We start from the raw sequence: 14,160 nt of genomic DNA on the forward strand, positions 1-14,160 counted from the left end.
TTGGATCAAACGCACGGCCGGGGCGGCGCGGCAACACGCGCGACCGGCCCGCCGTGCAAACGGGTACGAACGAAACGGATTCGAATCGTTGAAACACGAACGTTACGATTATCGCATGGGCATCCTCACGTCTGCCCTCGACGCAAGCGCCGCCGAGTGGGACGCGCTCGTCGCGCGCGCGCCGCGCCCGACGCCCTTCCTGAAGCACGCGTTCCTGAGCGCGCTGCACCGCGCGGGCTGCGCGGTCGACGACACCGGCTGGGCGCCGCGCTTCGTCACGCTCGCGGACGGCGCGACGGGCGCGCTCGTCGCGGCCGCGCCCGTCTATGCGAAGCGCCATTCGTATGGCGAATACGTGTTCGACTGGGCGTGGGCCGACGCGTACCAGCGCAACGGGCTGCCGTACTACCCGAAGCTGCTGTGCGCGGTGCCGTTCACGCCCGTGCAGGGCAGCCGCCTGCTCGCCGTCGACGACGACGCGCGCCGCCAGCTCGCCGCCACGCTCGTCGCGCTCGCCGAGCAGAGCGACGTGTCGTCGCTGCACGTGCTGTTTCCGACCGGCGAAGAGGCGCGCACGCTCGCCGACATGGGGATGATGCTGCGCGAAGGCGTGCAGTTCCACTGGCTGAACGACGGCTATCGCGACTTCGACGCGTTCCTCGGCACGCTCGAGCAGAAGAAGCGCAAGAACATCCGCGCGGAGCGCCGCAAGGTCGCGGACGCGGGCGTCACGTTGCGCCGCGTGCGCGGCGAGGACGCGACCGACGCCGACTGGCGCTTCTTCGCGCGCTGCTACCGGCAGACGTACCGCGAGCACTTTTCGAGCCCGTATCTGAATCTCGAATTCTTCCGCGAGATCGGCGCGACGATGCCGGAGAACCTGCTGCTCGTGATCGCCGAGCGCGGAGGACGGCCGATCGCGAGCGCGCTCGCCGTCTACCAACGCGGCGCGTCGGGGGGCGGCGTGCTGTACGGCCGCTACTGGGGCGCGCTCGAACACGTGCCCTGCCTGCACTTCGAGACCGCGTACTACCAGTTGCTCGAATTCTGCATCGACGAGCGGCTCGACGCGTTCGAAGGCGGCGCGCAGGGCGAGCACAAGCTCGCACGCGGCTTCATGCCGACCGTCACGCACTCCGCGCACTGGCTCGCGCATCCGGCGTTCGCCGATGCGGTCGGGCGCTTCCTCGCGCAGGAGACGAACCAGATTCACGCGTATGTCGACGAACTGCACGAGCACAATCCGTTCAGGGACGGCGGGCGCTGACCCAACCCGCCGACCAAGCCTTGACGCCCCTGCGCCGAACCCGCGATCGGGCGCGGCGGCAGGACCAGACTACAGACGCGCGCCGCTCAACGACACCGGCTGCGACAGCGCATTCGGATCGCGCGACGACGCGGCGACGCTCAGCCGATAGCTGCCCGCGTTCAAGCGCCACGCGTGCGCGCCCGCATCCCAGGTCGCGAAGCGTTTCGCCGGAATCGTGACGGCGACGCGCTGCGCCTGCCCCGGCTGCAGCGCGACCTTCGCCCAGCCGACGAGCCGCTGCGGCGGCTCGCCGAGCCCGGCGGGCAGCGCCGCATAGACTTGCGCGGCCTCGGCACCCGCGCGCGCGCCGGTGTTCGTCACCGTGAAGCCAACCGTCACGTTGCCGGACGCGTCCGCCTGCGCGCTCATCCCCGAGTAGGCGAACGTCGTGTACGACAGCCCGAAGCCGAACGGAAAGAGCGGCTGAACGTGCTTCGCGTCATACCAGCGATAGCCGATCATCAGCCCTTCGCCGTACACGGTGCGCTGGCTCGCCGGATCGATCGCGGGCTGCGGCAGATCCGCCTCCTTCTGCGGGAACGTGACCGGCAGCTTGCCGGACGGGTTCGCGTCGCCGAACAGCAGATCCGCGATCGCCTCGCCGCCCTTCACGCCCGGATACCACGCCTCCAGCACGCCGTGCACGTTCGCGAGCCACGGCATCAGTACCGGGCTGCCGCTCTCGAGCACGACGACCACCCGCTTCGCCTTCGCCGCGACCGCCGCGATCAGCGCGTTCTGGTCGTATTGCTGGTTGTACGGATCGGCCGCGGCGTCGGGCAGCGACAGGCTCGGCAGATCGAGCCCCTCGGTCTGCCATTGCGTCGCGAAAACGATCGCGACGTCGGCCTGCGCGGCCGCGTTGGCCGCCGCGTTCGCATCGGCGCCGTCAAGGTAGCTGACCGCCGCGTGCGGCGCCTTCGCGCGGATCGCCGCGAGCGGCGCCGATTTGTACCAGGTCGCGCAGCCGCCGAACAGCATGTCCGCCGGCTGCCGGCAGCGCGTCACCGCATTGCCGTCGATCGCGGGCGCGGCGCCCGAGCCGCCGCCCGACAGCACCCCCGCGTCCGCGTGGCCGCCGATCACGACGACCGACGCGAGCGATGCGGCCGCGAGCGGCAGCACCGGCCGCGCATCGCCCGCCGCGGCCGCGTTCTTCAGCAGCACCGCGGACTGCCGCGCGATCGCGAGCGCGTCGGCGTTGCCGGCCGCTTCGTCGATCGCGCCGCCCGGCTTCGGCGGATCGTCCATCACGCCGATCCGGATCAGCGTGCGCAGCTTGCGCCGCACCATGTCGTCGAGCCGCGCGACGGACACCGTGCCCGCGTCGAGCGCCGCACGCAGCTTCGCATTGAAGTACGAGCCGAGCGGCGCGTCGTTGTCGTCGGCCGCGCCGGGCTCCTCTTCGTCGAGCCCAGCCAGCACGGAGGCGACTGTCGAGTGCGCCGCGCCCCAGTCGGACTGCACGACGCCCTTGAAGCCCCATTCGTTCTTCAGCACGGTCGTCAGCAGATACGGGTTCTCGCACGCGGCGATGCCGTTGACCTTGTTGTACGAACACATCACATTGCCAGGCCGGCCGTCGAGAATGCCGATCTCGAACGCGAGCAGCTCGGTCTCGCGCATCGTCCGCTCGTCAACGACCGAATCGTCGGTCGTGCGGTTCGTTTCCTGATCGTTGAACGCGAAGTGCTTGATCGTCGCGATCACCTTCTGCGATTGCGTGCCGGCCGTGCGCGCGGCGCTCATCACGCCCGCGAGCACCGGGTCCTCGCCCATGTATTCGAACGTGCGGCCGTTGCGCGGCTCGCGCGCGAGGTTGATCCCGCCGCCGAGCCCTTGCGCGAAGCCGAGCGCGCGCAGCTCGGCCGCGATGCGCACGCCGTACGCGCGCGCGAGCGCCGGGTCCCAGCTCGCCGCGAGCGCGACGCTCGCGGGCAGCGCGGTGATCCGCGCGTTCTTCACGTTGACGCCGCCCGCCGAATCCGCGCTGTTGACGGCCGGGATGCCGAGCCGCGGCACGCCGGGAATGTAGCTCGCGCCGTTCAGCGCATCGGCGGAAAACGGCCCGCCGATGTCGAAGGCCGGCATGCCCGTGCCGTGCACGAGCCGGATCTTCTCGTCGGTCGTCAGTTGCGCGACGAGCGCGGACGCCCGCGCGTCAGCGGCCGCCTCCGGATCGGCGGGGCGATTCACGTCGTCGCCGCCGCACGAAGCGAGCAGCACCGACAGCGCGATCGTCGACAGCCCAAACAGCGATTTTTCCATTGCTCCTCCAAGGGGGTTTCTGTTGTACTTACCAGCGCTCGACAGTCTATGAAGCCGCCGGCAGCGCGGTTTGACCGCAAGGAGCAGCGCTTGACCCATCGAGGCGGGGACAAACCCGATGGTCGCGACGACATGGAGAGAGACATGGAGTTACGGCAGAAATCCGTTTCCGCCCGCATCCACCGCGGGCTGTTCGACGCAGCCCGCGCGAACGGCTTCGACACGGCCCGCGTCGCCGATCTGCTCGGGCTCGCCGAAGCCGATCTCGACGAGCCGCACCGCCGCGTGCCGGGCGACCGGCACGTCGCGGCGATGCGGCTCGCGAGCGGCTGGACGCACGGCTGGCTGCGGCCGCCGCCCGATATCGTCCAGTGGCTCACGCCGTTTCCGGAATTCGCGGGCGTCGTCTGCAATGCCGCGACGCTGCGCGACGCGCTGCGGCAATACGCGGCGTATCGCCCGCTCGTCGGCGACGTCGACTGGCTGCTGCCCGCCGAGACCCGTGACGCGATCGCATTCGAATACGTGATCGAAGGCGACGGGCGGCGCGCGATCTGCGCGTTCGCGAACCTGGCGATCCTCGCGGCGCTCGCGCGGCTCTACGATCCCGCCGCGCAGATGCGCGAGCCCGAATTCACGGGCAGCGCGTTCGCGCCCGCTTCCACGCTCGCCGGCATGCTGCTCGCGCGCCCCGCGTTCGACGCGCCGCGCAACCGGATCGTGATCGCGTCGACGCGGCTCGACGCGCCGTTCGAGCGCTTCAACGGCGCGCTCGCCGCGATCCAGCGCCACGCGGCCGACGACGCGCGCGAACGGCTGCGCGCGCGAGTGTCGTTCGGCGCGGCGGTCGAGCGCTGCCTGCGCGACTGGCTGCGCGCGACGGGCGACGGCGACGCGCCGCCCGAGCGGCTGCTCGGGCACGTGTGCGAGCGCTTCGCGATCTCGCGCTGGACGCTGCGCCGGCGCCTGCATCACGAGGCGCTGACGTTCCACGCGCTCGTCACGCGCGCGCGTATCGGGGAGGCGGAGCGGCTGCTGCTGCACACGCGGCTGCCGATCGGCGAAATAGGCGCGCGGGTCGGCTTCGGCTCGACGAGCGCGTTCAGCCGCTTCTTCGCGCGCGAGCATGGCGCGGCGCCGAGCCGCTATCGCGAAGACCGCCGCGACAAATGGCATTGAGCCGCGCAATTTCTGCGACACTGGCGGCTTCGCGTCACGCCGCCCTTACATGTCCTGGTATCTGTATCTGATCGAATGCGCGGACGGCAGCGTCTACACCGGCATCACGACCGACGTCGCCGCCCGCTTCGACAAGCACGCGCAAGGCGTGGGCGCGCGCTACACACGCGCGCGCAAGCCGCGGGCGGTGCTCGCGTCGTTCGAGCTCGCCGATCGCTCAAGCGCGTCGCGCGCGGAATATTGGGTGAAGCGGCTCACCGCCGCGCAAAAGCGCGAGCTGGCGGCGGGCGCGCGCACGCTCGAGTCGGTGCTGCCGGTAGTGGCGGCGGTCGCGCCGGGCGACGCCGACGAAGATCGCGGCGCGGCTGCGGTGGCGACGACGGACGTGGAGGCGCATGACACCGCGGGGCGCATGACGCTCGTCGACGCGAATCGAGCGGCGGGCATGTTGGATACGCCGGGTATGGCGACGCCGCGGTCTCGCCGCGATGCCGCCCGGGCCTCGCCCGAGACGCCCGATGCAGGCGCGCCGGCCGACACGCGTGATACGACGGAGCCAACGAAGCCTTCGGGCGCTTCCCACGGAGCAAAATCCATTCGCGCGACCGCATCCGCCGCGCCGCCGAGGCGCGCGCGCGCAAAACAAAACCGCGCGGCCTCGTGACGAGACACGCGCGGTTCCGCGTAACCGATGGGCGCCGCAGCGGGCGCACCCGGCTGCTTACTTCTTGAAGTTCGCGATGCCGTCGGTGATTTCCTTGTGCGCAGCGTCGATGCCGTCCCAGCCCTCGACCTTCACCCACTTGCCCTTCTCGAGCGCCTTGTACTGCTCGAAGAAGTGCTTGATCTGATCCTTCAGGTACGCGGGCACGTCGTCGATCGACTTGATGTTCGCCGTCATCGGGCAGACCTTGTCGTGCGGCACCGCGACGAGCTTCGCGTCGACGCCCGATTCGTCGGTCATCTTCAGCATGCCGAGCGCGCGCGCGCGAACGACCGAGCCCGCGAGCAGCGGAAACGGCGTGATGACGAGCACGTCGACGGGGTCCCCGTCGCCCGACAGCGTCTGCGGAATGAAGCCGTAGTTCACCGGGTAGCGCATGCCGGTGCCGATGAAGCGGTCGACGACGAGGAGGCCGAGTTCCTTGTCGGCTTCGTACTTGACCGGCTCGCTTTGCGCCGGGATCTCGATGATCACGTTGAAGTCTTGCGGCAGATCCTTGCCGGCCGGAACATTGCTGAAGCTCATGAGCGTTCTCTGAAGTTCGGATGGGAATCGGGACGGATGGCGGCCTTGCGGGCGCCTCCGATGGAAAGCGCATTATAGCCAATCGCCCGATGGCGCTTGCGCCGCGTTCGGCCGATAATCGGGCGACGATCAGACAACGCGCGAACGGCCGGGAGCGGGCATGGAAGAAGCGAAGCACTTCATCGCGGGCGCATGGGCGGCGCCCGCGGGCGGCGAGACGATCGCCGTGATCGATCCGTCCGACGGCGAGCCGTTCGCGCGGCTCGCGCGCGGCACCGCGCCCGACGTCGACGCTGCCGTGCGCGCGGCCCGCGCGGCGTTCGACGGCCCGTGGGGCTCGGTCGGCGCGGCCGAGCGCGGGCGCGTGCTGTACCGGCTGTCGATGCTCGTCGCCGCGTGCCGCGAGGAGCTCGCGCTCATCGAGTCGCGCGACACCGGCAAGCCGCTCGCGCAGGCGCGCGCGGACGCCGACGCGCTCGCCCGCTACTTCGAGTTCTACGCGGGCGCGGCGGACAAGCTGCACGGGCAAACGCTGCCGTACCGCGACGGCTACACGGTGCTCACGCTGCGCGAGCCGCACGGCGTGACGGGCCACATCGTGCCGTGGAACTACCCGATGCAGATCCTCGGGCGCAGCGTCGGCGCGGCGCTCGCCGCGGGCAACGCGTGCGTCGTCAAGCCATCGGAGGACGCGTGCCTGTCGATCCTGCGCGTCGCGACGCTCGCCGCCGAAGCCGGGCTTCCCGCGGGCACGCTCAACGTCGTGACGGGCTACGGCCACGAGGCGGGCGCGGCGCTCGCGCGGCATCCGGGCGTCGACCACGTATCGTTCACCGGCTCGCCCGACACGGGCCGCCTCGTCGCGCAGATGGCGGCCGAGCACCACGCGAGCGCTACGCTCGAGCTCGGCGGCAAGTCGCCGCAGATCGTGTTCGCCGACGCGGACCTCGACGCCGCGCTGCCCGTGCTCGTGTCGGCGATCGTCCAGAACGCCGGCCAGACCTGCTCGGCCGGCAGCCGCGTGCTGATCGACAAGGCGGTCTACGAGCCGCTCGTCGAGCGGCTCGCAACCGCGTTCAACGGGCTGAAGGTCGGCCCCGGCCACGCCGATCTCGATTGCGGGCCGCTCATCAACGCGAAGCAGCAGCAACGCGTGTGGGACTTCCTGTCCGACGCGCAGCACGACGGCATCCCGATGGCCGCGCATGGCGAGGTCGTGCCGGACGCGCCCGAAACGGGCTTCTACCAGGCGCCCGCGCTGCTGCGCGACGTGCCGTACACGCACCGGCTCGCGCAGGAGGAGGTGTTCGGCCCGGTGCTCGCCGCGATGAAGTTCGCCGACGAGGACGAAGCGCTCGCGCTCGCGAACGGCACGCCCTACGGGCTCGTCGCCGGCATATGGACGCGCGACGGCGCGCGGCAGATGCGGCTCGCGCGCAAGCTGCGCGCGGGGCAGGTGTTCGTCAACAACTACGGCGCGGGCGGCGGCGTCGAGCTGCCGTTCGGCGGCACCGGCCGCTCCGGCTACGGCCGCGAGAAGGGTTTCGAGGCGCTGTACGGCTTCACCGTGCTCAAGACGATCGCGCTCAGACACGGCTGAGCCGGGCGGCGGCGCGCATGCGTGCCGCGGCGGCGTTCCGGCATTCGCATTCACAACAAGACTCAGGAGACAACCGATGCGGCTCAGCGGCAAGACGGCCGTCGTCACGGGCGCAGGCTCGGGCTTCGGCGAAGGCATTGCAAGAACGTTCGCGCGCGAAGGCGCGTGCGTCGTCGTCAACGATCTGAACGCGGCGGCGGCCGAGCGCGTCGCGAACGAAATCGCGCTCTCGGGCGGCCGCGCGCTCGCCGTCGCGGGCGACGTGTCGCGCGGCGAAGACTGGCATGCGCTGCGCGGCGCCGCGCTCGACGCGTTCGGCAGCGTGCAGGTCGTCGTCAACAACGCCGGCACCACGCACCGCAACAAGCCGGTGCTCGACATCACCGAAGCGGAATACGACCGCGTGTACGCGGTCAACATGAAGAGCCTCTTCTGGAGCGTGCAGACGTTCGTCCCGTATTTCCGCGGCGCGGGCGGCGGCGCGTTCGTCAACATCGCGTCGACGGCGGGCGTGCGGCCGCGCCCCGGCCTCGTCTGGTACAACAGCACGAAGGGCGCGATGATCACCGCGAGCAAGACGCTCGCCGTCGAGCTCGGAGCCGACCGGATCCGCGTGAACTGCGTGAACCCGGTGCTCGGCGAGACCGGCCTCACGAGCGAGTTCATGGGCGTGCCCGACACGCCGGAGAACCGCGCGCGCTTCGTCGCGACGATCCCGCTCGGCCGGCTGTCGACGCCGCAGGACATCGCGAACGCGGCGCTCTATCTCGCGTCCGACGAAGCCGCGTTCGTCACCGGCGTGTGCGTCGAAGTCGACGGCGGCCGCTGCGTCTGAACGCCGCGCGCCGGCCAACCGTACAGCCAAACAACCGGACGACACGCAAGAGGAGACGATCATGGCCAGCACCATGCCGGCGACCACGCCGAACGCGCCGCCCGCCTTCGAGGCGGCCACCTATCGCAAGGTTTCGTGGCGGCTCGCGCCGCTGTTGCTGCTCTGCTATGTGGTCGCGTATCTCGACCGCGTCAACGTCGGCTTCGCGAAGCTGCAGATGGCGGCCGACCTGCACCTGTCCGACGCGGTCTACGGCCTCGGCGCCGGGATCTTCTTCGTCGGCTATTTTCTGTTCGAAGTGCCGAGCAACGTGATCCTGCACAAGGTGGGCGCACGCATATGGATCGCGCGGATCATGGTCACGTGGGGCATCATCTCGGCGCTGACGATGTTCGTGTCGACGCCTGCGATGTTCTACACGATGCGCTTTCTGCTCGGCGTCGCGGAAGCCGGCTTCTTCCCCGGCGTGATCCTCTACCTGACCTACTGGTATCCGGCGCACCGCCGCGGCCGCATGACGACGCTCTTCATGACGGCCGTCGCGCTGTCGGGCGTCGTCGGCGGGCCGATCTCCGGCTACATCCTGAAGACGTTCGACGGCGCGAACGGCTGGCACGGCTGGCAGTGGCTGTTCCTGCTCGAAGGCGTGCCGTCGGTGCTCGTCGGCATCCTGCTGCTGTTCGCTCTCGACGACCGGATCGCGAAGGCGAAATGGCTCGACGACGACGAAAAGGCGCTGCTGTCGCGCAACATCGCCGCCGAAGAGGCGCGCAAGGAGGACCTGCCGCTTTCCGTCGTGTTCACGAGCCCGCGCGTCTGGCTGATGGGCCTCATCTACTTCTCGTTCGTGATGGGGCTCTACGGCGTCGGCTTCTGGCTGCCGACGATCATCAAATCGACGGGCGTGACCGACGCGTTCGCGATCGGCCTTTTGTCCGCCGTGCCGTACGCGGCGGCCGTCGTCGCGATGCTCGCGATCGCGCACAGCGCGGACCGCCGCCGCGAGCGGCGCTGGCACCTCGCGATTCCCGCGGCGGCGGGCGCGCTCGGGCTCGTGCTGTCGGTCGCCTGGGCGCACGACACGGCGCTCGCGATGCTCGGCCTGACGCTCGGGACGATAGGCATCCTGACGACGCTGCCGCTCTTCTGGAGCCTGCCGACCGCGTTCCTCGGCGGCACGGCCGCCGCCGCGGGCATCGCGATCATCAATTCGGTCGGCAACCTCGCGGGCTTCCTGAGCCCCTACCTCGTCGGCTGGCTCAGGCAGGCGACCGCGTCGAACGACGCGGGAATGTACATGCTCGCCGGGTTCCTCGTGCTGGGCGGTCTGCTCGCGCTGTCGGTGCCTAAATCGCTCGTCGACGTCTGATTCGACGCTCGATCCTCGGTATTCGATGCGCGATGCACGTTGCGCATCGCGGCGCCTCAACGAAAACGGCAGCCAACGAGGCTGCCGTTCTCGGGTTCCACCGTTCTGCCGTTCGGCGTCGGGCGCGCCGGAAAGCGCCCGCCGCCCGAGCGCTCAGACTCAGACGACCGTGATTGCAAGCGCGCTTTCGCGATAGTGCTGCGCGGCCTTGTCGGTCTCGCCGAGGTGCTCGAACAGGCGCGCGAGCGCGCGATGCGCGCGAATCCTGAGCGGCTCGTCGTCGGCAAGCTTCAGCGCCGATTCGAGGAACGATTGCGCCTTGCCCCACAGTTGCTGCTGCTGGCACAGGCGGCCAAGCGCGAACAGCAGGTCCGCGTCGTCCGGGCGCTCGCGACGCCAGCCCTCGGCCTTCTGGATCAGCGGCAGCGCGTCGGCGCCCGCCGTGTCCGGATAGCGGCGCAGCAGGCGCGCGTTCCAGTTGTGCGCGAGCGCGTCCTCGATGATCCGCCGCGCTTCCTGGCGGCGCTCGAGCGCGATCAGCAACTCGGCGGCGAGATCCGCGAGGCGCGGCGATTGCCGCTCGGCGGCCGACAGCGTCTGCCACACTTCGAGGAGCGCGTCGGCGTCGTGCCGGCGGTCGCGCAGCAGATGCTCGGCCGCCTGCTGGCGCAGACGCACGGCCGCGGCCGGATGCAGCGCCTCGCGCTTTTCGAGCGCCTTCGCGATCTTCAGCACCTCGACCCAGTTCTTGTTCTGCTGCTGCGCGCGCAGCGCGATCTGCTGCGCGTGGATGCGCTTGCCGCCCGACGCCTGCATCTCGGCGAGCGCGGCGAGCGCGCCCTCGGCGTCGCGGCCGTCCGCGCGCATGTCGGCCGTCGCGAGCAGGCGCGCGTCCTGCCATTCCTGGCCGCTCACCTTCGCGAGCCATTCGTCGCGCCGCGCATACTCGTGCATCCGGTGCGTCGCAGCCGCGGCGATGAGGCTCGCCGCGCCCTGGTTCGAGCCGACCGCGAGCGCATCGCGCGCGGCCTTCTCCGCACGCGAGAAGCGGCCCGCGTAGAGGTTCGCGAGCGCGTCGCGCAGCGAAGCCTGCGCGCGCTCGTTGCGCATCCGCGCGCGATACGCGGCCACGCGCTGCGGCATCCGCCACAGGTTGCGCACGATCCGCATCAGCGCGTACAGCACGATGAACGCGACGATGATCGCGAGCACGAAGAAGTTCAGCGACACGTCGATGCGATACGGCGGATAGACGATCAGCACCTGGCCGGCATCGAAGCGCCCGACCGTCGCGAGCGCCGCGGCGATCGCGAACAGCACGGCGAGCCAAATGATTCCACGCAGCGTCATGGCGTCAACCCCGGCTCTTGAACTGTTGAACCGCGTTCAGGCTCGCGTTGAGGTTCGGCACCGCAACCGTCAGCGACGCGGCGTCGACCTGCTTGAGCAGATCCTGAACGATCCGGGTGTCCTTCGACGCACCGTCGAAGTAGCGCGCGACGGCCGCCTGCGCGGCATGCAGATCGGATTTCATCGCGCTGTCGTCGCGCGCGAGCAGCGAAAGCCGCGCGCTCAGAAGACGCAGCTTCACGTTCTCGCGCACGAAGTAGCCCTGTTCGGGCGACGCGAGCATCGCGTCAGCGTGATCGATGCGGCGCACTTCGACGAGCGACTTCAGTTGCGCGCCGATGCCCGCCGAGAAACCGCGCCACCACGCCTTCCAGCGCGGCTCGCCCGCCGCCGCGGCCGCGTGCTCGGCGCTCGCGGCAACCTCGGGCTTCGCCTGCGCGTGCGGCGCGAGCACTTCGCCCGCGAGCGGCAGCGTGTCGACCTTCGCGATCGCATCGTCGAGCTTGATCGCGAGCCCGGTGAGGTCCGCCGTCGGCGCGGCCTTCAGCCGTTCGATGTCCTGCGCGACTGCCTTGCGCACGACGACGGCCTGCGCGCTCTGCGACGCCGCGAGCCGCGAATCGGCGTTCTGCAGCGCGATCAGCGCGAGCTGCGTGTTGCCCGTCAGCAGGAGCTGCTGGCTCGCGCTCGACAGCATCTGGCCGACTTCCTCGATCATCCACGCGTCGCGGTTGCGCGACAGATCCTGATATTGCTGCTGCAGCGCGGTCTGCGCGGTCTGCGCGTCGGCGAGCTTGCCTTCGAGCTGCGACAACTGCGAATCCGCCTGACGCACGCTTGCGAGCGCCTGATCGGTCTTCGTGCGGATCTCGGCCGTCTGCGCGTCGAGCGCCTTCTGACGCTCGAGCGCGTGCTGGTCGAGGCGGTCGACCTTGCGGTTCAGCGCGTAGCCGCCGGCGCCCGCCGCGGCCGCGATCACGACGACCACGAACCACAGCGCCGCGCTCGAGCCGCTGCGCCGCTCTTTCGTTTCAAACGGCGTAAACGGTTGATTCGGCGGCGGAACAGGAGCCGCGGCCGGTTTGGAAGAGACGTCTTTGGTATCGTTGGTGTCTGTCATGCGAGAAGGCATCGGTGCGGCTGTCGCCGGTTGATCGGCCTGGTCGGCCTGGTCGGCCAACGTGCGAAATGCGCGGACGATACGCTCATCGCCCGCGCCGGACAGCGTAATCCTATCAAAACCGAGTGCGCGCGCGGTCTCGACGATCCTCGGATGCGGCGCGACGAACTGCGCGCGCTTGAGCGCATCGATCTCGGCCTCGTTCAAATGCTCGTGCGCGAGCTCCTGCAGATTGCGCACGCCTTCCGAGCTCGTCACGAGCCATGCGTGCGGCGCGCCCGACAGCAACGCGTGCACGCGCTCCCACGCGCCGATCGAGGGTTCCGGGCTCACGCGCCGGTACGCGGCGACGAGCTCGACGTCGGCGCCCGCTTCGCGCAGGCGCTCGGCGAGCCATTCGCGGCCGCCGTCGCCGCGCACGATCAGCGCGCGCTTGCCGGCGAGCGTCGCCTCGCCGTCGAACGCGCGGACGATCTCGGCGAAGAGGCTTTCGGAATCGTAGTGCGGCTCGCCGCCGTCGTCGGGCGCGCGCGGCGCGATCACGCGATGCGCGCCCGGCGCGACCCCGTGCCGGGCGAGGGCGGCGACGCTGCCGGGCCCGACGACGCCGATCGGCAGCGAATGCGGCCAGATCGCGCCGAGCCGCGCGAGCGCGTGATCGATCGCGTTCGGCGACACGAACACGACGAGCGCATACGCGTCGAGCCGCGCGAACGCCTCGGCGAGCGGCGCGTCGTCCGCAAGCGGCGCGATGTCGATGAGCGGGAAGTCGAGCACGTCGATGCCCGCTGCGGCGAGTTGCGCCGCGAGCGCCGCCGACTGCCCGTCGGGGCGCGTGAGCACCGCGGTGAACGTCGTGCGCGGCGCGCCCGCCATCACGCGCCGCCCTGTTGCGCTTGCGCGCTCGCCGCGACGAGCGCGTCGACGATCGCGCGCGCGCCCTGCCGCTCGAGCTCGTCGGACACCGCGCGGCCGAGCGCGAGCGCATCGGCGGCCGTCGCGGCGCGCGACCGCGCGTGCGCGGCGAGCACGCGCGCGCCGTCCGTCGTCGACACGCTGCCCGTCAGATGCAGCTCGTCGCCGCGCCACACCGCATGCGCGGCGAGCGGCACCTCGCAACTGCCGCCGAGCGCGCGCGACACCGCGCGTTCGGCCTCGACCGCGAGCGCGGTCGCATGATCGTGCAGCGGCGCGAGCCACGCGGCGACGTCCGCGCGGCGCGCGGCGATCTCGATGCCGAGCGCGCCCTGGCCCGCGGCGGGCAGGCTGTCATCGACGTCGAGCAGCGCGCGGATCCGCGCGGCGAGGCCGAGGCGCTTCAAGCCCGCGGCGGCGAGAATGATCGCCGCGTAGTCGCCGCGGTCGAGCTTCGCGAGCCGCGTGTCGAGATTGCCGCGCAGCGGCCGCACGTCGAGCCGCGGATGGCGCGCGCGCAGCATCGCCTCGCGGCGCAGGCTCGACGTGCCGACGACGGCGCCCGCCGGCAGCGCGTCGAGCGACGCGTAATCGTTCGACACGAACGCGTCGCGCGGGTCCTCGCGGCTCATCACGGCCGCGAGCGCGAAGCCTTCGGGCAGCGCCATCGGCACGTCCTTCAGCGAATGCACGGCGAGATCCGCGCGGCCGTCGGCGAGCGCGCTCTCGAGCTCCTTCACGAACAGGCCCTTGCCGCCGACCTTCGACAGCGTGCGATCGAGAATTTGATCGCCGCGCGTCGTCATCCCGAGGATTTTCACGTCGCAAGCTGGATATAATTTGCGCAGCGCATCACGCACGTGCTCGGCTTGCCACATGGCGAGGCGGCTCTCGCGCGACGCGATCGTCAGCGTCGCGGGCAGCTCGGCCGGAAGAGTCTCGGAGTTCATTGCAGGGACATCGAGG

General features: G+C 70.6%; 11 protein-coding genes. 6 read left to right on the top strand and 5 right to left on the bottom strand.

The genetic code is table 11. The annotated features are described in order from the left end of the window. The first annotated feature begins 88 nt into the window (after window positions 1-88). A complete protein-coding gene (locus WT16_RS04085) occupies window positions 89-1,267 on the top strand; it encodes a GNAT family N-acetyltransferase (protein WP_063532757.1) in 1,179 nt (392 codons plus the stop codon). A 69-nt stretch (window positions 1,268-1,336) separates the two neighbouring features. Here WT16_RS04085 and WT16_RS04090 read toward each other — a convergent pair whose 3' ends face one another. Next, window positions 1,337-3,577 (bottom strand): glycoside hydrolase family 3 protein, encoded by a 2,241-nt coding sequence (locus WT16_RS04090; RefSeq protein WP_063532758.1) that lies wholly within the window; start codon window positions 3,575-3,577, stop codon window positions 1,337-1,339. Window positions 3,578-3,721: 144 nt separating this feature from the next. On the opposite strand from WT16_RS04090, the gene WT16_RS34295 reads away from it, so the two are divergent. Continuing rightward, a complete protein-coding gene (locus WT16_RS34295) occupies window positions 3,722-4,756 on the top strand; it encodes an AraC family transcriptional regulator (protein ID WP_059932164.1) in 1,035 nt (344 codons plus the stop codon). Window positions 4,757-4,805: 49 nt separating this feature from the next. After that, window positions 4,806-5,420: a GIY-YIG nuclease family protein gene (locus tag WT16_RS04100; RefSeq protein ID WP_063532759.1), complete on the top strand. Its 615-nt coding sequence runs from the start codon at window positions 4,806-4,808 to the stop codon at window positions 5,418-5,420. A gap of 57 nt (window positions 5,421-5,477) precedes the next feature. Here WT16_RS04100 and ppa read toward each other — a convergent pair whose 3' ends face one another. Continuing rightward, window positions 5,478-6,005, bottom strand: a complete 528-nt coding sequence (ppa, locus tag WT16_RS04105; protein ID WP_006024915.1) for an inorganic diphosphatase — start codon at window positions 6,003-6,005, stop codon at window positions 5,478-5,480. A gap of 160 nt (window positions 6,006-6,165) precedes the next feature. Between ppa and WT16_RS04110 the strand changes: the two genes are divergently transcribed. From WT16_RS04110 to WT16_RS04120, 3 genes are all read left to right on the top strand, one after another. Next, entirely contained in the window at window positions 6,166-7,605 is a 1,440-nt protein-coding gene (locus WT16_RS04110; protein ID WP_059932162.1) for an aldehyde dehydrogenase family protein, read from the top strand. A 76-nt stretch (window positions 7,606-7,681) separates the two neighbouring features. Then, entirely contained in the window at window positions 7,682-8,440 is a 759-nt protein-coding gene (locus tag WT16_RS04115) for an SDR family oxidoreductase (protein ID WP_063532760.1), read from the top strand. A 61-nt stretch (window positions 8,441-8,501) separates the two neighbouring features. Beyond that, complete coding sequence (locus WT16_RS04120) at window positions 8,502-9,809, top strand: MFS transporter (RefSeq protein WP_015601842.1); 1,308 nt, start codon at window positions 8,502-8,504, stop codon at window positions 9,807-9,809. A gap of 159 nt (window positions 9,810-9,968) precedes the next feature. On the opposite strand, the gene WT16_RS04125 is transcribed toward WT16_RS04120, so the two are convergent. Genes WT16_RS04125 through hemC form a run of 3 tightly spaced genes read right to left on the bottom strand, consistent with a single transcriptional unit; the run spans window position 9,969 to window position 14,144 of the window. Beyond that, window positions 9,969-11,159: a heme biosynthesis protein HemY gene (locus WT16_RS04125; RefSeq protein ID WP_015601378.1), complete on the bottom strand. Its 1,191-nt coding sequence runs from the start codon at window positions 11,157-11,159 to the stop codon at window positions 9,969-9,971. 4 nt (window positions 11,160-11,163) lie between these two features. Then, complete coding sequence (gene hemDX, locus WT16_RS04130; protein WP_006024910.1) at window positions 11,164-13,155, bottom strand: fused uroporphyrinogen-III synthase HemD/membrane protein HemX; 1,992 nt, start codon at window positions 13,153-13,155, stop codon at window positions 11,164-11,166. Further along, window positions 13,155-14,144 (bottom strand): hydroxymethylbilane synthase, encoded by a 990-nt coding sequence (gene hemC / locus WT16_RS04135; protein WP_015601225.1) that lies wholly within the window; start codon window positions 14,142-14,144, stop codon window positions 13,155-13,157. The genes hemDX and hemC overlap by 1 nt, the downstream gene beginning before the upstream one ends. Window positions 14,145-14,160: the final 16 nt, after the last annotated feature.

This window comes from Burkholderia sp. MSMB1589WGS (assembly GCF_001636105.1).
In the GTDB taxonomy this organism is placed as follows: Bacteria; Pseudomonadota; Gammaproteobacteria; order Burkholderiales; family Burkholderiaceae; genus Burkholderia; species Burkholderia humptydooensis.

Excerpts from the sequence above, each read along its gene's own strand:
- WT16_RS34295 (WP_059932164.1), top strand. The coding sequence starts at position 3,722 with ATGGAGTTACGGCAGAAATCCGTTTCCGCCCGCATCCACCGCGGGCTG.
- WT16_RS04100 (WP_063532759.1), top strand. The coding sequence starts at position 4,806 with ATGTCCTGGTATCTGTATCTGATCGAATGCGCGGACGGCAGCGTCTAC.
- WT16_RS04115 (WP_063532760.1), top strand. The coding sequence starts at position 7,682 with ATGCGGCTCAGCGGCAAGACGGCCGTCGTCACGGGCGCAGGCTCGGGC.
- WT16_RS04120 (WP_015601842.1), top strand. The coding sequence starts at position 8,502 with ATGGCCAGCACCATGCCGGCGACCACGCCGAACGCGCCGCCCGCCTTC.
- WT16_RS04125 (WP_015601378.1), bottom strand. The coding sequence starts at position 11,159 with ATGACGCTGCGTGGAATCATTTGGCTCGCCGTGCTGTTCGCGATCGCC.
- WT16_RS04110 (WP_059932162.1), top strand. The coding sequence starts at position 6,166 with ATGGAAGAAGCGAAGCACTTCATCGCGGGCGCATGGGCGGCGCCCGCG.
- ppa (WP_006024915.1), bottom strand. The coding sequence starts at position 6,005 with ATGAGCTTCAGCAATGTTCCGGCCGGCAAGGATCTGCCGCAAGACTTC.
- hemDX (WP_006024910.1), bottom strand. The coding sequence starts at position 13,155 with ATGGCGGGCGCGCCGCGCACGACGTTCACCGCGGTGCTCACGCGCCCC.
- hemC (WP_015601225.1), bottom strand. The coding sequence starts at position 14,144 with ATGAACTCCGAGACTCTTCCGGCCGAGCTGCCCGCGACGCTGACGATC.
- WT16_RS04090 (WP_063532758.1), bottom strand. The coding sequence starts at position 3,577 with ATGGAAAAATCGCTGTTTGGGCTGTCGACGATCGCGCTGTCGGTGCTG.